17 protein-coding genes and 1 tRNA gene are annotated in these 17,660 nt (G+C 65.4%); 4 read left to right on the forward strand and 14 right to left on the reverse strand.

Annotated elements, in window-relative coordinates; all coding sequences use genetic code 11:
• Positions 1-148: 148 nt before the first annotated feature.
• Positions 149-451: a DUF7562 family protein gene (locus tag C441_RS09935; RefSeq protein ID WP_004969072.1), complete on the forward strand. Its 303-nt coding sequence runs from the start codon at positions 149-151 to the stop codon at positions 449-451.
• 120 nt (positions 452-571) lie between these two features.
• On the forward strand, positions 572-1,891 hold the full coding sequence (locus tag C441_RS09940) for an RNB domain-containing ribonuclease (RefSeq protein ID WP_007274975.1): 1,320 nt from the start codon (positions 572-574) through the stop codon (positions 1,889-1,891).
• A 137-nt stretch (positions 1,892-2,028) separates the two neighbouring features.
• On the opposite strand, the gene C441_RS09945 is transcribed toward C441_RS09940, so the two are convergent.
• Both C441_RS09945 and C441_RS09950 read right to left on the reverse strand, forming a co-directional pair.
• Positions 2,029-2,268, reverse strand: a complete 240-nt coding sequence (locus tag C441_RS09945; RefSeq protein ID WP_004969070.1) for a DUF7385 family protein — start codon at positions 2,266-2,268, stop codon at positions 2,029-2,031.
• Positions 2,269-2,364: 96 nt separating this feature from the next.
• A complete protein-coding gene (locus tag C441_RS09950) occupies positions 2,365-2,739 on the reverse strand; it encodes a hypothetical protein (RefSeq protein ID WP_007274976.1) in 375 nt (124 codons plus the stop codon).
• Positions 2,740-2,974: 235 nt separating this feature from the next.
• Here C441_RS09950 and C441_RS19520 point away from each other — a divergent pair, with 235 nt between their 5' ends.
• Positions 2,975-3,220, forward strand: coding sequence for a hypothetical protein (locus C441_RS19520; protein WP_152420721.1), 246 nt, complete (start codon positions 2,975-2,977; stop codon positions 3,218-3,220).
• 406 nt (positions 3,221-3,626) lie between these two features.
• On the opposite strand, the gene C441_RS09955 is transcribed toward C441_RS19520, so the two are convergent.
• The 6 genes from C441_RS09955 to C441_RS09980 form a co-directional block, all read right to left on the reverse strand.
• A tRNA-Ala gene (locus C441_RS09955) sits at positions 3,627-3,698 on the reverse strand.
• 255 nt (positions 3,699-3,953) lie between these two features.
• Positions 3,954-4,262 (reverse strand): 30S ribosomal protein S10, encoded by a 309-nt coding sequence (gene rpsJ, locus C441_RS09960; protein WP_004044563.1) that lies wholly within the window; start codon positions 4,260-4,262, stop codon positions 3,954-3,956.
• A 2-nt stretch (positions 4,263-4,264) separates the two neighbouring features.
• Positions 4,265-5,530 (reverse strand): translation elongation factor EF-1 subunit alpha, encoded by a 1,266-nt coding sequence (tuf, locus tag C441_RS09965; protein WP_004969067.1) that lies wholly within the window; start codon positions 5,528-5,530, stop codon positions 4,265-4,267.
• A gap of 191 nt (positions 5,531-5,721) precedes the next feature.
• Positions 5,722-6,675, reverse strand: a complete 954-nt coding sequence (locus tag C441_RS09970; protein WP_007274977.1) for a homoserine dehydrogenase — start codon at positions 6,673-6,675, stop codon at positions 5,722-5,724.
• Entirely contained in the window at positions 6,672-7,241 is a 570-nt protein-coding gene (locus tag C441_RS09975; RefSeq protein ID WP_004969065.1) for a hypothetical protein, read from the reverse strand. Before C441_RS09975 ends, C441_RS09970 begins: the two co-directional genes overlap by 4 nt.
• Positions 7,242-7,605: 364 nt before the next feature.
• The gene (locus C441_RS09980; RefSeq protein ID WP_004969064.1) at positions 7,606-9,789 is read right to left on the reverse strand and encodes an elongation factor EF-2; all 2,184 of its coding nucleotides are present in this window, start codon (positions 9,787-9,789) and stop codon (positions 7,606-7,608) included.
• 190 nt (positions 9,790-9,979) lie between these two features.
• Here C441_RS09980 and C441_RS09985 point away from each other — a divergent pair, with 190 nt between their 5' ends.
• The gene (locus C441_RS09985; RefSeq protein ID WP_004969063.1) at positions 9,980-10,735 is read left to right on the forward strand and encodes a DUF5781 family protein; all 756 of its coding nucleotides are present in this window, start codon (positions 9,980-9,982) and stop codon (positions 10,733-10,735) included.
• 100 nt (positions 10,736-10,835) lie between these two features.
• Here C441_RS09985 and C441_RS09990 read toward each other — a convergent pair whose 3' ends face one another.
• From C441_RS09990 to C441_RS10015, 6 genes are all read right to left on the reverse strand, one after another.
• Positions 10,836-11,450 (reverse strand): 30S ribosomal protein S7, encoded by a 615-nt coding sequence (locus C441_RS09990; protein WP_004969062.1) that lies wholly within the window; start codon positions 11,448-11,450, stop codon positions 10,836-10,838.
• Between the two features lie 2 nt (positions 11,451-11,452).
• Positions 11,453-11,881 (reverse strand): 30S ribosomal protein S12, encoded by a 429-nt coding sequence (locus C441_RS09995; protein ID WP_004044570.1) that lies wholly within the window; start codon positions 11,879-11,881, stop codon positions 11,453-11,455.
• Positions 11,882-12,108: 227 nt separating this feature from the next.
• Positions 12,109-13,002, reverse strand: coding sequence for a mechanosensitive ion channel family protein (locus C441_RS10000; RefSeq protein ID WP_007274978.1), 894 nt, complete (start codon positions 13,000-13,002; stop codon positions 12,109-12,111).
• A gap of 54 nt (positions 13,003-13,056) precedes the next feature.
• Positions 13,057-13,476: a NusA-like transcription termination signal-binding factor gene (locus C441_RS10005; protein ID WP_007274979.1), complete on the reverse strand. Its 420-nt coding sequence runs from the start codon at positions 13,474-13,476 to the stop codon at positions 13,057-13,059.
• A 2-nt stretch (positions 13,477-13,478) separates the two neighbouring features.
• Entirely contained in the window at positions 13,479-14,738 is a 1,260-nt protein-coding gene (rpoA2, locus tag C441_RS10010) for a DNA-directed RNA polymerase subunit A'' (RefSeq protein WP_007274980.1), read from the reverse strand.
• A complete protein-coding gene (locus C441_RS10015) occupies positions 14,731-17,655 on the reverse strand; it encodes a DNA-directed RNA polymerase subunit A' (protein WP_007274981.1) in 2,925 nt (974 codons plus the stop codon). The genes rpoA2 and C441_RS10015 overlap by 8 nt, the downstream gene beginning before the upstream one ends.
• Positions 17,656-17,660 lie beyond the last annotated feature (5 nt).

Genomic DNA, 17,660 nt, shown 5'->3' on the forward strand with positions numbered 1-17,660 from the left:
CGCTCACGGCCGATAAATCGACCGCTCCGCGTCGAGTGGTCGACGGTGGCGACCGCGGCGACTGACGACCGGCGGCCGACCGGCGTCTGACGCGCGGCAGACTGTATCGGGGTAAACTGCTAAGTACGATTGGGTCCACACCAACGATATGTGGCGCTCCCGGACGAACCGGGACCGGAAGCGTGTCGTGTGCATCGCATGCGGTGACGCAGTCCTCCGGTCGGCGGCGCGCGAGTACGACAAAGAGGGGAACCGCTGGGAACGACACGGCAAGCGGTTCGAACACCTCTGTAAGGCCTGTTACCGGGGACTCTGTCACCAGCCCCGCGAGGAGCTCGAAGGCCTCCTCGTCGACATCGAAGAACACGGCATCTCCAACGAGGAGTTCCTGCTTCGGTACTTCGACGCGGTCAAAGAGCGGTACGAATCGCCCGGCGAGCGCGGTCGCTGAGGTCGGCTCCACCAGTCCGTCACCGAACCGCGCAAACGCGCGCTGACGAGTGATATCGATTCTCGCACGTCGCGGCTCGTGCCCGACACTCATTTCTCCCTGCCCCGTCTAGTCGGGGCTATGTCAGACGACGCGCAGGCGTACGCCGGGACCGCCGAAGGGCAAGGACCGGTGGAGATAGACGCCGAACTCGCGCGACACCTCCAGAACAAGCGCGAGGACCTGTTCGAGGAGTTCGAGATTCGAGACAAGTTCCCGCCGGAAGTCCTCTCGGAGGCGCGTGCGCGCACCGACGGCGTCCACGAGGAAATCGAAGACGAGCTCGAACACCGCAAAGACCTTCGAGACCTCACGACGTGGACGACCGACCCCGTCGACGCCCAGGACTTCGACGACGCCCTGAGCATCCGCGAGAACGAGGAGACGTACACGCTGTGGGTCCACATCGCCGACGTGACCCACTACGTCCACCCCGGCTCGGAGATGTGGGCCGAGGCCGTCAAGCGCGGCAACACCGTCTACCTCCCCGCCTACACTATCCACATGCTCCCGCCGGCGCTGGCCGAGACAGTGTGTTCCCTCGTCCCCGAGGAAGACCGCCTCGCCCACACCGTCGAGATGGAGATCAAGAAGGACACGCTCTCGTTCGAGTCTATCGACATCTACAAGTCCGTCATCCACTCCGACGAACGCCTCACCTACACGCAGTGTGAAAACCGGCTGGAAGACCCCGACCTCCCCCTCCACGAGGAGAACGCGCTGGTCTTCGACCTCGCCGACCAACTCCACGAACAGCGCAAGGAAGACGGCTCGCTCGTCCTCAACCCGAGCCGCGACCGCGCCCACACCATCATCGAGGAGTGCATGCTGAAGGCGAACAAGGCCGTCACGCACGAACTCATGTGGAACCGCGGCGTCGAGGCGATGTACCGCGTCCACCCGCAACCCACTCCCGACCAGTGGGACAAGGCGCTCCGCGAAATCACCGAACTCGACGGCGTGAGCATCAAGTCCACGTCGTGGGACGAGCCCCGGAAGGCCGTCAACGACGCCTTGGAGAGCGCGAACTCCCGCACGCTCAACAAGATTCAGCGCGCCGTGCTGAAGGTCATGCCCCGCGCGAAGTACATGAACGACCCCTTCGGCGGCCACTACGCGCTCAACTTCGACATCTACGGCCACTTCACCTCTCCCATCCGGCGGCTGTCGGACCTCATCAACCACTGGATCGTCCACGAAAACGACGTGCCCGAAGACCTCGTGGAACTCTGTGACCGCGCCTCCGACCGCCAGAAGGACGCCGAGACGGCCGAGCGACTCTACAAGCAGTTCCTCCAAGAAGTCGGCTTGGACCCCTACGCCGTCAACAACCGCGGCATCGTCACCGTCGACGACGACGGCGAGGTCATCGACGAAAACGGCCTCCCGCCGCGCGAATAACCGGGCGGTCGCTCCCGTTCGACCGACTCGCTTTCGACCGACAAAATCACCAGCCGCGACTGGCGAGACGACCGCGGAGCTACGGAGTCGACCGAATGAGAGAGCGAAGCGGCCGACTGCGCTCCCGCCGCGACCGCCTAGTCCTCCTGTTTGTGCGTGAACAGCAACACGTCACCGTCGTGCTGGGTCACACAGAGGTCGAGCATCATGCTCAGTTCGAGACTGTTGTAGTCGTTCTCGCAGACGACCAAGTCGTCGAACGGTTTCTCGCACGCCGGACAGGCGATGGAGACGGTGTTCTGGTAGGTGGTGACGCCCCCGCTGGACTCGTAGGGCGTGAGCGACGACCGGAGTTCGTCGAGTTCCTCGTCGTTCATGGACGTGTTGTGCGCGGGGCGTGCGTATAATTCTTCACGGTCGGACACCGACCGCGGTCGGACGTGACGACGGATTGTCGGCGCACGACTGCCGACTCACGGTGGCCCGGCGTCGTCCAACCCACAGACCCACCGAAAGTGCGGGTGAACCCACGACAGCCCCGCGGCGTTGGCTTCGACCCACGACGACGGGTCGCTCAGCCGACGCGACAGCACCTCCGCGCGCTCCTCGTGGGTCCCCTCCCGGTCGAACGGTATCAGTTCGAGCGTCCGCGACGCGGGGTTGAAGAAGACCGCCCGCTCGGTGGCCTCGTCGAGTCCGACCAGCCGCGAGCCGTTGGCGTCCCGCTGGAGGAGCGCCTGCGCCATGCGGTGTTGGTGGACACCACCGCGCGTCTCGCGGAGTTTCGAGACGATGGCTCGAAAGAGGGCCGTCGGATCTGACGGGGGTTCGCCTCGTCGTGTTTCCATACCGACGGCCTCGGAGCGAGATGGTAAGAGAGTCCGCCATGAGCGGAGTGAAAGTGTCGGGTTCGGCGGAAGTGAAGGCGTGTCAGCAAGCCAACCGACTCCGCGGCGACGACGCGTCCCCCGCGAGCGCTAAACTCGGGGGTCGCCACGTTGAGTGGCGTCACGAAAATAGCAGTAGCCCAGGCCGTGAGACAAATTGATGATTTAAAAACATTTGTTTGCGTGTGATTATAGTATGGATACCCCTGCAAAAGACTTCATGCTGGGGCGGTCCAGCGCATGGTCCAGTAAATTTGTACTGGTGGTTGTTTCGCTACCCCCTATTGGATTCTCTGCGGTCGTATCACGGTTTCTTGGTGTCAACTCACCAAATTCAATCGTTGAACTCTTCTATTTTCTAAGCACGTTCTGCACCGTACTTCTTATATCAATGTTCAGTACGTACTTCGTGGCATATCAACTCGGCATGGGACAGAAATGAGAAACTGGACGTGCATCTGTCCGCAACGCAGTAGTGATCGCCGGACTCCTAAAGTTACGACTCATAGTCTTGCGTCGCGAAAATAGTAGTGGACTCGCGGGGTCCCCACGAGCAGTGCGAGACGACCGTGTCGTCTCGCTAGCCCTGCGGGCGACTTACGGGTCGCCCGCAGACGAAGCGAGTGGGGGCAAGCGAGTCCATTGACTAAGGGAGTGAAACGACCGAAGGAAATGGACTCGCGGGGATTTGAACCACGGTCGCTCCCGTTCGCTCGCGACGCTCGCTCACCTCTCGCTCCCTGATTCAAATCCCCGCTCGAACAGACACTACATCACGCGACGCAGAAGGTACTCGTCTGACTCCTCGCGGAGTCACGACTCGCTGAGTTGCGTCGCGAAAATGGTAGTGGACTCGCGGGGATTTGAACCCCGGGCCTCTTCCTTGCGAAGGAAGCGATCTGCCACTGATCTACGAGCCCTCATTCCCACGGAGTCGTGGGATACACTTATACCCTATGTTTTGTCCGCGGTCGGGCATGCGATAGCATCCCGTTCCGTCGGGCGATTCTGCGGGCATCTGCTCGCGTGTCGAACGGAAGGTGAGATGACACGCGCCTTAGCGCTGAAGGTCAGCTCGGAGGCAGAGTCCTCCGGACGCGCGCCTCGACAGCCGCGAGTGTGACGGGCGGGCCGTCACGAACGGGCGGTCCGGGAGAGCCCGGACAGCGCCGTCGTTAGTCTTCGAGGACGATCTCGATGCTGACGTCGTTCGGAACCTGAACGCGCATCAGCTGGCGCAGAGCGCGTTCGTCAGCGTCGAGGTCGATGAGACGCTTGTGGACGCGCATCTCCCAGTGCTCCCACGTCGCCGTCCCCTCGCCGTCAGGCGATTTGCGGGCGGGGACTTCGAGCGTCTTCGTGGGCAGCGGGATCGGCCCGCTGAGGTTGACGCCCGTCTTGTTCGCGATCTCGCGGACGTCGTCGCAGATATCGTCGAGGTCTTCCGGACTCGTGCCGGCGAGCCGAACGCGTGCCTGTTGCATCGTTATCGCTCGTTGACTTCGAGCACTTTGCCGGCCGCGATGGTCTGACCCATGTCACGGACAGCGAAGCTGCCGAGCTCCGGAATCTCGGAGGACGGCTCGATGCTGAGCGGCTTCTGCGGACGGACGGTCACGATAGCGGCGTCGCCGGACTTGATGAAGTCCGGGTTCTCCTCAGCAACCTCGCCCGACGCGGGGTCGAGCTTCTGGTCGATCGACTCGATGGTACACGCGACCTGCGCCGTGTGGGCGTGGAAGACCGGCGTGTAGCCAGCGGTGATGACCGAGGGGTGCTGCATGACGACGACCTGCGCCTTGAAGGTCTCGGCGACCTTCGGCGGGTCGTCAGCCGGGCCACAGACGTCGCCGCGGCGGATGTCGTCCTTGCCGACGCCACGGACGTTGAAACCAACGTTGTCGCCAGGTCCGGCCTGGTCGACTTCCTCGTGGTGCATCTCGACGGTCTTGACCTCGCCGCCGACGTCAGAGGGCTGGAAGCTCACGTTGTCGCCGGGGTTGAGGGTACCCGTCTCGATACGGCCGACCGGGACCGTACCGATGCCGGAGATGGTGTAGACGTCCTGGATGGGCAGGCGCAGCGGCGCGTCCGTCGGCGGCTGCGGTGCCGGCAGGTTGTTGAGCGCTTCGAGGAGAATGTCGCCGTCGTACCACGGCGTGTTGTCGGAGCGCTCGGCGATGTTGTCGCCTTCGAAGGCCGAAATCGGGACGTAGGTCGCGTCGTCGGAGTTGAAGCGGACCTGCTTGAGAAGCTTGTTGACCTGCTCCTTGACGTCCTTGTACTTGTCTTCGCTGTAGTCGACGACGTCCATCTTGTTGACCGCGATGATGAGTTCGCCGATGCCCAGGGTGCGGGCGAGGAAGACGTGCTCGCGGGTCTGAGGTGCGACACCGTCGTCGGCGGCGACGACGAGGACCGCGTTGTCAGCCTGCGAGGCACCGGTGATCATGTTCTTGACGAAGTCGCGGTGGCCAGGACAGTCGACGATGGTGAAGTAGAACTCGTCCGTGTCGAACTCCTGGTGGGCGATGTCGATGGTGACGCCGCGCTCGCGCTCTTCGGCGAGGTTGTCCATGACGTAGGCGAATTCGAATCCGCCCTTGCCCTTCTCCTCGGCTTCCTCTCGGTGCTGCTCGATGACGTGCTCCGGGACGGAGCCGGTCTCGAACAGGAGTCGGCCGACGAGCGTACTCTTACCGTGGTCGACGTGGCCGATAATGGCCAGGTTCTGGTGGGGTTTGTCGCTCATTGGTGTGTTCACGCGCTAAGGCGCTCTGTGGGGAATGTTTTTGCTGAAACCCCTAAAACGATTTCGATACGCGCTACGGGCCGTCTAACCGCCGTACTGCGATTTGCGGAACCATACCACGGTCTCGGGAGTGGGACGCTCGGTCGAAGTCGACAGTCGAAGAAAACGAGCGGTACGGGCCGTCTGTGTGGCTATTCGAGACGAGACACGTCGGACAGGACGGCCGTCGCCGTCTCGGGACCGCCCGCTCCGCGGCCGCTGATGTTCAGTTGCCCCGCGTGTTTGGTCTCCAACTGGACGATGTTCTGCGTGCCCGTGACCGACAGCGCGGAGCCCTGCGGAATCAGCCGCGGAGCCACGCGGACGCCGTCGGCGGTCGCCTCGCCGATGAGGCGGACCGTCCGGCCGTCCTCGGCGGCGAGGTCGAGCGCCGTCCCCGGAACGTTGCGGATGCCCTCGACCTCGGCGTCGTCGAGCGCGTACTCCGTCTCGCCGTCCGAGAGGACGTTGGCGAGGATGACGAACTTCAGCGCGGCGTCGATGCCGTCCACGTCGAAGGTCGGGTCGGCCTCGGCGACGCCGAGGTCTTGGGCTTCCGCGAGCACGTGCTCGTAGTCGAGACCCTCGGCGGCCATCCGCGAGAGGATGAAGTTCGCCGTCCCGTTCAGCACGCCGCGCGCGGCGGTCACGTGCGGCGCGCCGAGGTCCGAGATGGTCGAGAGGATGGGAATCGCGCCGCCGACGGCCGCCTCGAACTGGACGGTCCCCTCGCTTTCGGCTTCGAGCGCGCGCAGGTCGGCGTACCGTTCCGCGACCGGACCCTTGTTCGCGAGCACGACGTGGCGGTCGTCGGCCAGCGCGCGCTCGACGTGCGAGAAGCCGGGTTCGGCGTCGCCGAGCGTCGTCGGCGTCGCTTCCACCAACACGTCGTAGTCGGCGTCGAACACCGACTCGGGGTCCGCGTCGCCGACCGCGCCGTCGCGCTCTTTGCGGTCGTGGACCGCGCTCGGGTCGAGTCCGGCGGGGTCGACCGCGGAGGAAGACGAGTCCGCGAACGCGACGACCTCGTGGCCGTAATCGCCCGCGAGGTCGAGGACGGAGCCGCCGACCGCGCCCGCGCCGAGCACGGCGAGTCTGAGGCTCATTGGGAGCCCTCCGCGAGCGGCTCGACGACGTGCAGTCCCTTCTCGGCCGCGAGGTCGCGAACGACCGCGAGCGTCTCGTCGACGCGACCCGAGCGGACCGCGAGTCGGAGCCGGGCGCTCGACGCCTCGTCGGTCCCCTCGCGGGCGGACAGCGACAGGTCCTGAAGCGTCGCGTCCGCCGAGGACTCGATGCGATGGAGCGTGTCCGAGAGGTCGGAGTCGACGGTGTCGCCGACGAGGATGACCATCACCTCCTCGCCGAAGTGCTCCGCGCCGGCGCGGATGACGTTGACGCCGGCGTCGCGGAGCGCGTCGACGATTCGCTCGAAGCGGTCGGGCGGGCATTCGAGGTCGACCTCCACGGGGATGTGTCCGCGCGGGGTCAGATTCCCGCGCTCGTGGAAGATAGACAGGAGATTGCCGCCGTTGTCGGAGATCGGCGCGAGCGCGGCCAGCAACTGTCCGGGCTCGTCGGCGAGTTCGAGCCGAATCGTGTGCGGCTTCGGCATCTCGCCGCTCCCGTCGGCCTCGGCGTCGCTCCCGCCGTCGAGGTCCTGTGCGCTCATCGCCCCACCCCCGCGGGCCGTCCCGACGCTGTTGTCCGCGACGCGCGGCTTTGTCGTGGTTTCGCGTCGTCGCGCCAGGAGTCGAGAGACGTGCCCTTACGCATATCTACCCGTGATTCGGCCACGCGGTATAAGCCTTCGCAGGCGACACGGTTTGCCGACGCCGAGAGCGTGCTGGCATATGTCACAGGCGGTGACGCCCGCGAGTCGAGGCGGCACGCCGTGGTTGCTCCGCCGAAGCGAACTGAGCCGTAATGGAGGCGGAGGCGAAACGGAGGGACACCCGGCGGCGCGGGGAGGGGCCGACGAACCGGGGCTATCGCTGTCCGGGTGAAAAATCGAAAGAAGGCGCGGAGAGACGCGCTTAGATGTAGTCGATAGCCTGCGAGAGTTCGAGCTTCATGCCCTTGCGCTCGCGAATCTCCATGATCTTCTCGCGCTGGAGGTTGTCCGAGAGCACGCGGAAGCCGGCGTTCTCCGTGTTCCAGGAGGCGCGGCCTTCCGTGGCCGAACGGATGTCCGACGAGAAGCCGATCATCTCTTCGACGGGCGCGATGCCCTCGATGACCATGAGGTCACCTTCCTGATACATGTCGTCGACGCGGCCGCGGCGACCCTGAATCTCGCCGGAGGCCGAGCCCATGTATTCGGAGGCGACGTCGATGCGGACGTTCTGGATGGGTTCGAGGAGCTTCACCTGACCCGCGATGAGCGAGCGGTGGACCGCGTCACGCGTCGCAGGGATGACCTGGGCGGGACCGCGGTGGATGGTGTCCTCGTGGAGTCGCGCGTCGTGGAGGCGCAGGAGCGTCCCCTGAACGGGCTCCGCGGCGAGCGGACCGTCGTCGAGCGCCTCTTCGAGGCCCTCGATGACGAGTTCCATCGTCTCGTTGAGGTGCTGGATACCCTTCGTGTCGTCGATGAGGATGTTCGTCCCGTGGATGTGTTCGACGTTCTGGGACGTGTCCTTGTCCATGCCGGCTTCCTGGAGGGCCTCGCGGCGCTCCAGTTCGGGCATGTCCATCGAGATTTCGCCGAGCTTGATGGAGTCGACGATGTCCTGCGAGAGGGGTTCCGCCGTGATGTAGAACTTGTTGTGGCGGTTCGGGGAGACGCCCTCGACCTCGTGGGACTTGCCCTGGACCTGCTCGCGGTAGACGACAATCGGCTCACCGGTGCGGACCGGGATGCCCTGGTTGTCGCGGATACGCTGGGTGATGACTTCGAGGTGGAGCTCGCCCTGACCGGAGATGAGGTGCTCGCCCGTGTCCTCGTTAATCTCGATGCGGATGGTCGGGTCTTCCTTCGCGACCTGCTGGAGCGTCTGGATGAGCTTCGGCAGGTCGTCCATGCGCTCTGCCTCGACGGACTTCGTGATGACAGGCTCGGAGATGTGCTCGATGGACTCGAACGGCGTCATCTCGACGGAGGAGACGGTAGAACCGGCGATAGCGTCACGGAGACCCGTGACGGCCGCGATGTTCCCCGCGGGGACGCCGCGGTCGAGTTCCTCGCGCTCGCCGCCCATGAAGACACCGACGGACTGGACGCGGTTCTTGCCCGCGGTCCCGGAGACGTAGAGCTCCTGACCCTTGCGGATGGTACCGGAGAACAGGCGGCCCGTGGCGATTTCGCCCGCGTGGGGGTCCATCGAGATGTCGGTCGCCATGAAGACGACTTCGCCCTCGTCGTCGACTTCGCGCATCTGGCGCGCGAGGTCGGACTCGGAGTCACCGCGCCAGACCGTCGGGATACGACGGGGCTGGGCGTCGAGCGGGTCGGGGAAGTGCTCCGCGACCATGTCGAGGACGACGTCCGAAAGCGGCGTGCGCTCGTGGAGTTCCTGGCGGTCGCCACCGCGCTCGAGTTCCATGATGTCGCCGAAGGAGATGCCGGTCTCCTCCATCGACGGCATGGAGACGCCCCACTTGTAGAGGGCGGACCCGAAGGCGACGGTCCCGTCTTCGACGGAGACCGTCCAGTCGTAGTCCTTCTCCTCGGTCATCCCGCGGATGAGCTCGTTGACGTCGGAGATGACGTCGACGAGGCGCTTCTGCATCTCCTCGGGACCTTCCTGCAGTTCGTTGATGAGGCGGTCAACCTTGTTGATGAAAAGCGCCGGCTTGACGCCCTCGCGGAGCGCCTGACGCAGGACCGTCTCGGTCTGCGGCATGGCACCCTCGACGGCGTCGACGACGACGAGCGCACCGTCGACGGCGCGCATCGCGCGCGTCACGTCGCCACCGAAGTCGACGTGGCCCGGCGTGTCGATGAGGTTGATGAGGTGGTTCTCGCCTTCCCATTCGTGGGTCATCGAGACGTTTGCGGCGTCGATGGTGATGCCGCGTTCCTGTTCGTCTTCCTTCGTGTCCATCGCGAGCTGCTGGCCGGCAGTCTCGTCGGAGATCATGCCCGCACCCGCGAGGAGGTTGTCGGAGAGGGTCGTCTTACCGTGGTCGACGTGAGCGGCGATGGCGATGTTCCGGATCTGCTCCGGCTTGTCCATCAGTTTCTCACATTCCTGGACGATCTTCTTTCGTCGGCCCATTATACAGGGGTCTACCGGCAGGAGGGTCAAAAGAGTAGTGTTTTTGCCGAGCGGATTTCCCATTTTCAGCCGTCCTACCGCCGGGGTATGAGCATTTTTGTCACGATAGGCGCGACTGTCCGCCGGACGCGAATCTCGTCGCCGCGCTCGGCGCAAGAGTCATGTTGGTTGATAACATTTCTCAAGTTGAATGGACCTCCGAGTCGTCGGGGGCGCACCGGCAGACCCGTTCTTGAGCGCCGCCGACCTGTTCGAAACCGAGTTCGAGCTTTCGTACCCCGTGTTCGTGCGCGTGCGCGACGACCCCGACTCCCGCACGTGGGCCGGCCACTATCAGGACCGCCACGTCCTCAACATCTCCCGGCAGGCCGCCACCAGCGCGATGGCCCGCGAGCTTGCGCTCCACGAGCTATCGCACATGGCCCGAAACGAGGAGGGTCACGTCTCGCACTACCAGTCCACGCGCGAGGCGGTCTTTCTCGCGCTCGCGGGGCGCACCGTCGAGCGCCGAAAGCTCGCGCACTGCTACCAGATCGCTAACCACTGCAAGGACATCTACGCCGACGACCTGACGCTGTCTGTCGCGCCCGCGGACAAACTCGTCCAGTTCCTCGAATCGCAACTGGCCGCGGCGCTCGCCGACCGACCGCAGGCGTCCGGGCGGCCGGGGTCCCGGCTCGTCACCGCCGGGTCGGACCCCGAGATTACGGCCGTGAACGCCGCGTTCGCCCTCGCGCTCGTCGAACGGCACGACCTCGTCGAACCGGACCACCGGCTGTACGACCTCGCGCACGCCGCGGCCGACGACGCGCCGTCGGTGTCGCTCGACACGTTCAAAGAGCGGTTCCGAACGCTCGCCGACGACCCCTCGAAAAGCGACTACCGCCGGACGCTCGTCGACGTGGTGAAACACTACGTCGTCAACCCGGGGATGGCCGCCGACTGAACGCCGCGCGCCGACCGCGGGAGGGCGGGCGAACGAACCAACGACCCCGCCGTCCGGCGTCGCCACTCGTCGCGGTGAAAAACGAAAGAGAGCGGAGAGATTACCGGGCCGCTTCGGCGACGCGCTCTTTCTCCTCTTTCTGGGAGATAGCGTACGTCTGGACGTCGTAGTCGGCCGCGCCGATGAGCTGTTGTGCGAGCGACTCGGCGGCGGTGGTCGTCGTCTTGTAGGATCCGCTGAGGGTTCCCTGCGCGATGAACTTCAGCGCCTCGTCGACGCGGCGCTGGGGCGCGACGTCGACGGCCTGCGGGACCGAGATGCCGCCGTACTTGAGGCGGACGGTCTCCTCGCGGGGACCGGCGTTCTCGACCGCGCGGATGAGCACCTGCACGGGGTTCTCCTCGGTGCGCTCGTTGACGATTTCGAACGCTTCCTTGACGATTTTGCTCGTCTTCTGTTTGTGTCCCGTGTTGTCCTCGGTCTGCATCAGGCGGTTGATGAGCCGCTCGACGATGCTGATTTCGGACTTCTGGAACTGCTTCGAGGCGTGACGACCCATCGTGTGGGCGATGGGCGTCGCCTTGATGTACCGGCTCATGCTGGGGTCGGTGTACTCCATCTCGGAGACGTCCCAGACGCCGAACAGAAGCGCGTTCTCCTTTGCTTCCTCGCTACTCGCGGGGGACTCGGGCTCGGGTGCGTCGCTTTCCGACATGGTTAGCGCACCGGCTTTTCGGCGTTTCCGCGGACGAGTTCGATCATCGAGACGCCGTTGACCTTCTCGACCTTGTAGTTGACACCCGAAAGGTCGCCCATCGCGCGACCCTTCGCGCCACCGATACCGGCGATGGTGACTTCGTCGTGCTCGTCGATGAACGAAATCGCGCCGTCACCCGGACAGAAAGCGGTGACCTGCTTTCCGTTCTTGATGAGCTGAACACGGACGCATTTCCGAATCGCCGAGTTCGGCTGTTTCGCTTCGATACCGACCTTCTCGAGGACGATGCCGCGACCCTGCGGGGCACCCTCGAGCGGGTCGGACTTCTTGCCGAGACCGCGCTCACGGCGCGCGTACTCAGAGTCGGACCAGCGGCGCTTCTGCCGGTCCTGCTTGAGCTTGCGCGCGGCGTATTTGCCGTTCGCCATAGTGAACAACAGTTCCAGATGGAGCTACTTAAGCCTCCCTTTTCGAATCCGACGAGACGGCTTCAGGAGCGATTAGCGGCCCCTAAGGAGGAATCTGAGGTCGTTTCGCCGATTCGAACGACGGCCCCTCCGCGTCGAAGAGCGACTAAACCGCCCGGAGATAGTGTCGTTTCGCCCCTCCGTGTGAACGGTCGTCACACTGGGCGTTTTCGCCCCCGTTCGCCGGCTCACTCGCCGCCGCGCTCCCCGACGAGGTCCACGTCGAGGCGGCCGCTGACCTCCCGTCCCGACGCCGGCCCGAGCGTCAGTCCCTCCTCGTCGAACCGCCGCTTGACGCGCCGTCGGTACCCCGAGCGAACGTCGACGAGGCTCACGTCCATCGGCGAGGCGACCCAGAACTCCGCCTGCAGTCCGATCGAGCTCCCGGCGAATTCGAGGATGCGCGCGGTCGGCTCCGGCTCGTCCAGCACGCGGTCGTCCTCCCGCGCCGTCTCGACGAGTTCGCGGAGCGCCAGCTCCGTGTCGTCGGCGTACGCGACGTCGACGCGCTCGGTGATTCGGTACCGTTCGCGGCCGTACGGCCGGGTGAGCGCGTTCGTCGTGAGCTCCGTGTTCGGCACGGAGATGGTCTCGTTGTTCACCGTCCGCACGCGCGTGACCCGGAAGTCGACCGCCTCGACGACGCCCTCGCCGCCGGGCCACGATATCCAGTCGCCGACGTTGAAATCCGGGTCGGCCACGAGAAAGAGGCCGCTGATGAGCGCGCCGATGACCTCCTGCCCGGCGACGCCGACGACGAGCGTCAGCGCCGCGACGACGAGCGCCGTGTCCGTGAGCACCGAGACGTACCCCGCGCCGACGACGCCCGCGAGCGCGGCGACGACGATGACGAAGGCGTGCGCGTAGGTCTCCGTCGCCGACTTCAGCGTCGGGTTGTTCCGGTTCCGGGCGCTGACGAGTCGCGTCACGCCGGGGACGACCAGGAGTCGGCCGACGAGATAGACCGCGACCGCCGCGGCGGCGAACCCCGCGGTCGCGCTCGCGAGCTCCTCGTACTCCGAGAACTGCGTCGGGTCGAGTTGCCCGACCGCGACCCCCAACGACTGTCGTATCGGCGACATGCGTAGCTCGCCGTTCGGCGGGGACAAAAACGTGTGGTCGAGTCGACCGCCGCGTTACGTCAACTGGATGTCGTCGATGTCGTAGTGGCGACGCGCCAGCTTGCGGGCGGTGTCGATGGTCTTCCCGCTCGCGCCGATGGCGACGCCGCGGTCGGCCTCGGCGACCTCGACGTACGCGACGGTGTCGTTCTGCCGCGAGAGAGTCACGTGTCGGACGGCCGCCGGCGCGAGCGCGCTCGCGACGAACGCCTCGGGCGTGTCGGCGTCCTCGACCAGTTCAACCGTCCGGCCGAGTTGGCGTTCGACCGACTGGACGGTCCGCCCGCCGGGGCCGATGGCGGTCGCCATGTCGCCCGCGGCGACGAGGAAGACGACCCGGTCGTCGAAGACGAGACAGTCGTGGGCGGTCGCCTCCGTCTCCTCCTCGAAGAGCGCGATGAAGCGCCGGGCCGTATCCGACAGCGTAACTTTCATCGTCAGTCGTCGGACGGTTCGGGTGCCGCGTTGGCGTCCGCGTCCTCGACGTCGAGCGAGCCCATGCGGAGGTCCACGTCGCCGGTGCCGATAGCAATCGGCTTGCCGACGATGACGTTCTCGATGACGCCGTCGAGGTCGTCTTCCTCGCCGTGGATGGCGGCGTCGAGCAGGTGGTTGACCGTGACCTCGAACGCGGCGCGGGCGAGGACGGAGTCCTTCGACCCGGAGATGCCGTGACGGCCGATGGACTCGATGGTCCCGTCGTTCGTCATGATGTCCGCGACGAGCATCAGGTGGCGGATGTTCACGTCGTCGAGACCCTGCTCGCGGAGCGTGTTCATCGTCTCGTCGATGATGGCCTCGCGGGCGGCCTCGATGCCGAGCTGTTTGTGCACCTCGTGGATGTTGTTCGAGGTGGTCCGGGAGGCGTCGACGCCCTCGATGGCGAGCGCGTCGCCGAACGCCGAGCCCTCGGTGTAGAGGACGAACTCCTCGCCGTCGGTGTTCTCGTTGTCCTCCTTGCGGATGACGACGCGGGAGACCTCCTCGATGCCCTTGAACACGATGTCGCGCAGTTCCTCGACGAGTTGGAGGAGCCGGCGGTAGCTCGGGCTCTCGGGGCCGAACTCGATGAGCGTCCCCTCGCGGCGGGTCTTGATGCCGAGCGCGTCCTCGATGGTCTCGGCGATTTCGCTCGCGATGACGCCCTCGTCGTCGTAGGTCGGCCAGCGTTCGAGGAGCGTCTCGTCGTTGAGGTTGACCTGCACGACCATGTCGGCGACGTTCGTCGAGATGTCGCCGAGCGCCAGAATCTTCGTGGACTCGATGTTCCAGACGACCTGGTGGGCGAGTTCGCGGTTGTTCGCGTACTCGTCGTCGAGGTACACCGTCATCATCGGCGTGTCGGGGGTCTTCCGCGCGTCCACCAGTTCGATGAGCCGCGGCAGTCCCTGCGTGACGTCGATTTCGGCGACGCCCGCGTAGTGGAAGGTGTTCATCGTCATCTGCGTCCCCGGCTCACCGATGGACTGCGCCGAGACCGTCCCGACGGGGTCGAGCGGGTCGACGCGGGTGTCGAGGTAGCGCGCCTCGACGGCCTGCGCGATTTCGCCGGCCTGGTCGAGGGTGACGCCCTCGCGCTCTTCGATGGTCTGGTAGATGCGGTCCTTCAGTCGTCGAGACAGCTCTTTGGTCTCGACGATGTCGACGACGGCGTCGTCGACGAACTCGTAGTCGGCGGTTGCGTCGTGTTCAGTCATCGGATTCGACCCCCGCACGGGCGTCGACACGCGGTTCGGCGTGCTCGGAGAGGTTGGTCGGCGGTTCGCGCTCGCCGAGGAAGCGTTCTTTCTCCTCCGCGGAGCTGAACTCCGAGGTGAGGACGCGGTCGGCGATGTTCTCGACGTCGATAGGCGTCTCGTCGTCGGACGAGACCTTCACCGGGCTCGTGCCGTCCTCGCCGAACTCGAACTGGACGATGGTCCCCGACGTGTCGCGGACGGAGCCGTCGTACTGCGCCTCGAGCTCGGAGAGGGCGTTGATGAGCCGACGCTGGAGGTAACCGGACTTCGAGGTCCGGACTGCCGTGTCGACAAGCCCCTCGCGGCCACCCATCGCGTGGAAGAAGAACTCGCGCGGCGTGAGGCCGGCGCGGTAGGAGTTCTCGACGAAGCCGTGGGCCTCTGCCGAGAGGTCACCCGGTTGGTAGTGGCTCAGGGTGCGGCCTTCGTAGCCGCGGTTGATACGCTCGCCCCGAACCGCCTGCTGGCCGACACAGCCGGCCATCTGGGTCAGGTTGAGCATGGACGCACGCGCGCCGGACTTCGACATCACGACCGCGGGGTTGTCCTCCTCGAAGTGGTCTTCGGCGATTTCGCCGGCGGAGTCGCGCGCCTTGCCGAGGCGCTGCATGATCTTCATCTCCAGCGTCTCGTCGACGGAGCGGCCCGGCAGGGACTCGAGTTCGCCCGCCTCGTAGATTTCGATGAGCTCCTGAATCTTGTCGTAGGCGGCGTCGATGGCCTCGTCGACCTGCGCCGTCGCCTCGTCCGGGATGGACTCGTCGTCGATACCGATAGACAGCCCGAAGTGCATGATGGCGCGCATCGCGAGCGAGGCGATCTCGTTGATGAAGATGCGCGAGCGCGTCTTCGAGTAGTCCTTGGCGAGGGCGTCGACGATTTCGCCGCCGAACGCGCCGACGGCGTCCTCGTCGATGGTGCCCTGCGTGAGCTGGCCGTCCTCGATGGTGACCGTGTCGCCGACCTTCGAGGTGAACTCCATGTTCAGGTCGTCCGGCAGAAGCTCGGAGAAAATCTGCTGGCCGGTCCAGTAAGGCTGGCCGTCCTCGTTTTCGCCCGCGGGTTCGGGGAGCGTGTCCACGCGCGTCGCGCGGAGCAGGTCGAGCGCCTGCGTCTCGACGAACTCGGGGTTGTCGTGGGTGAGCAGGTAGGTGCCCGAGATGTGGTCCTGAATCGCGCCGATGATGTTCTCGCCGAAGCGCGGCGAGAGAATCTGCTCTTGGACGCGCATGAGGACGCGCGCCTCGGCACGGGCCTCCTCGTTCTGGAGGGCGTGCATGTTCATCTCGTCGCCGTCGAAGTCGGCGTTGTACGGCGGACAGACGACGGTGTTCAGGCGGAACGTCTTGTACGGCATCACGACGACTTCGTGCGCCATGATGGACATCCGGTGGAGCGACGGCTGTCGGTTGAAGATGACGATGTCGCCGTCGACGAGGTGGCGGTTGACCTCCCAGCCGAGTTCGACTTTCTCCGCGAGCTCCTCGCAGTTCTTCTCTGTCACCTTCAGGCGGCGGCCGTCCGGGCGGCGGACGTAGTTCGCGCCGGGGTGGCTCTCGGGGCCGTTACGGACGTACTGCCGAGCCTCGTCGATGTTGCGCTCGGTGACGTTCATCGTCTGGGTCATCTCGGACGCGACGCGGTCCGGGACGCCGACCTCGTTGAGCGAGAGCGTCGGGTCCGGCGAGATGACGGTACGCGCCGAGAAGTTGACGCGCTTGCCGGACAGGGAGCCGCGGAAGCGACCTTCCTTGCCTTTCAGGCGCTGGCTGAGCGTCTTCAGCGGGCGGCCGGAGCGGTGGCGCGCCGGCGGCGTGCCCGAAATCTCGTTGTCGATGAACGTGGTGACGTGGTACTGGAGCAGTTCCCACAGGTCCTCGATAATCAGCTGTGGCGCACCCGCCTCGCGGTTCTCCATGAACCGCTGGTTGATGCGGATGATGTCCACGAGCTTGTGAGTCAGGTCGTCCTCGGAGCGCTGGCCGTTGTCCAGCGTGATGGAGGGACGCGCCGTGACCGGCGGGACGGGGAGGACGGTCAGAATCATCCACTCGGGGCGCGACCGGTCGGGGTCGATGCCGAGCGTGACGAGGTCATCGTCCGGGATGTCCTCGAACCAGTCGCGGATGTCCGAGGGCATCAGCTTGTTCATGTCCTCTTCCGTGAGGTCGAGGTCGAGCGCCTTTTCGAGCGCCTTGCGGTCGTCGCCGACCGGGCGGAACTCGCCGGCGAGCACCTGATTGACTCGCTCGGCGTCGAGACCGGTCTCGTTGGCGAGGGTGACGGGGTCGACGCCCTCGTCGTCCTCGTCGTCGGGGTCGGGTTGCATCGCTTCGGCGATGCGCTCGGAGTAGTCCCCGGCGAGCACGTTCTGGACCTCGTAGTAGGTCGTCGGCTTCTCGTGTTTGATGTCGTGCTGGGGCGAGCCGCAGTGGGGACAGCGGTGGGCCTTGCGGGCCTGCCGGACCGCCGACTTCATCACGTCGCTCCAGTCGTCGCCGAGTTCCTTCGTGCGACCGAGCTTGTCGCGGTACTCGTCTGCCTCCTCCTGCGTGAGCGAGAGGCGACCGCACTCTCGACACGTCGAGCGGAGCAGGCGACGGATGAGCTTCGTGAAGCCGACGTGGATGACGGGCGCGGCCAGTTCGATGTGGCCGAAGTGCCCGTTACACGACCCGGAGTGCTGGCCGCAGGTGCGGCACTGCAGACCGGGGTCGATGACGCCCAGCCGCGGGTCCATGAGACCCATGTCGATTGGGTAGCCGTCGTCGTCGTAGGTGTCCGCGGTGATGACCTTCGTCGCGGACATGTCTCGGTACGTCTCCGGGTCCATCAACCCGAACTGGATACTGCCGATTTCTTTGGGTGTCTGCATTGACA

This window comes from Haloferax sulfurifontis ATCC BAA-897 (genome assembly GCF_000337835.1).
In the GTDB taxonomy this organism is placed as follows: domain Archaea; phylum Halobacteriota; class Halobacteria; order Halobacteriales; family Haloferacaceae; genus Haloferax; species Haloferax denitrificans.

Bases quoted from the DNA above. Each gene is read 5' to 3' on its own strand.
- C441_RS09935 (WP_004969072.1), top strand. From the start codon at position 149: ATGTGGCGCTCCCGGACGAACCGGGACCGGAAGCGTGTCGTGTGCATC.
- C441_RS09940 (WP_007274975.1), top strand. From the start codon at position 572: ATGTCAGACGACGCGCAGGCGTACGCCGGGACCGCCGAAGGGCAAGGA.
- C441_RS09945 (WP_004969070.1), bottom strand. From the start codon at position 2,268: ATGAACGACGAGGAACTCGACGAACTCCGGTCGTCGCTCACGCCCTAC.
- C441_RS09950 (WP_007274976.1), bottom strand. From the start codon at position 2,739: ATGGAAACACGACGAGGCGAACCCCCGTCAGATCCGACGGCCCTCTTT.
- C441_RS19520 (WP_152420721.1), top strand. From the start codon at position 2,975: ATGGATACCCCTGCAAAAGACTTCATGCTGGGGCGGTCCAGCGCATGG.
- rpsJ (WP_004044563.1), bottom strand. From the start codon at position 4,262: ATGCAACAGGCACGCGTTCGGCTCGCCGGCACGAGTCCGGAAGACCTC.
- tuf (WP_004969067.1), bottom strand. From the start codon at position 5,530: ATGAGCGACAAACCCCACCAGAACCTGGCCATTATCGGCCACGTCGAC.
- C441_RS09970 (WP_007274977.1), bottom strand. From the start codon at position 6,675: ATGAGCCTCAGACTCGCCGTGCTCGGCGCGGGCGCGGTCGGCGGCTCC.
- C441_RS09975 (WP_004969065.1), bottom strand. From the start codon at position 7,241: ATGAGCGCACAGGACCTCGACGGCGGGAGCGACGCCGAGGCCGACGGG.
- C441_RS09980 (WP_004969064.1), bottom strand. From the start codon at position 9,789: ATGGGCCGACGAAAGAAGATCGTCCAGGAATGTGAGAAACTGATGGAC.
- C441_RS09985 (WP_004969063.1), top strand. From the start codon at position 9,980: ATGGACCTCCGAGTCGTCGGGGGCGCACCGGCAGACCCGTTCTTGAGC.
- C441_RS09990 (WP_004969062.1), bottom strand. From the start codon at position 11,450: ATGTCGGAAAGCGACGCACCCGAGCCCGAGTCCCCCGCGAGTAGCGAG.
- C441_RS09995 (WP_004044570.1), bottom strand. From the start codon at position 11,881: ATGGCGAACGGCAAATACGCCGCGCGCAAGCTCAAGCAGGACCGGCAG.
- C441_RS10000 (WP_007274978.1), bottom strand. From the start codon at position 13,002: ATGTCGCCGATACGACAGTCGTTGGGGGTCGCGGTCGGGCAACTCGAC.
- C441_RS10005 (WP_007274979.1), bottom strand. From the start codon at position 13,476: ATGAAAGTTACGCTGTCGGATACGGCCCGGCGCTTCATCGCGCTCTTC.
- rpoA2 (WP_007274980.1), bottom strand. From the start codon at position 14,738: ATGACTGAACACGACGCAACCGCCGACTACGAGTTCGTCGACGACGCC.
- C441_RS10015 (WP_007274981.1), bottom strand. From the start codon at position 17,655: ATGCAGACACCCAAAGAAATCGGCAGTATCCAGTTCGGGTTGATGGAC.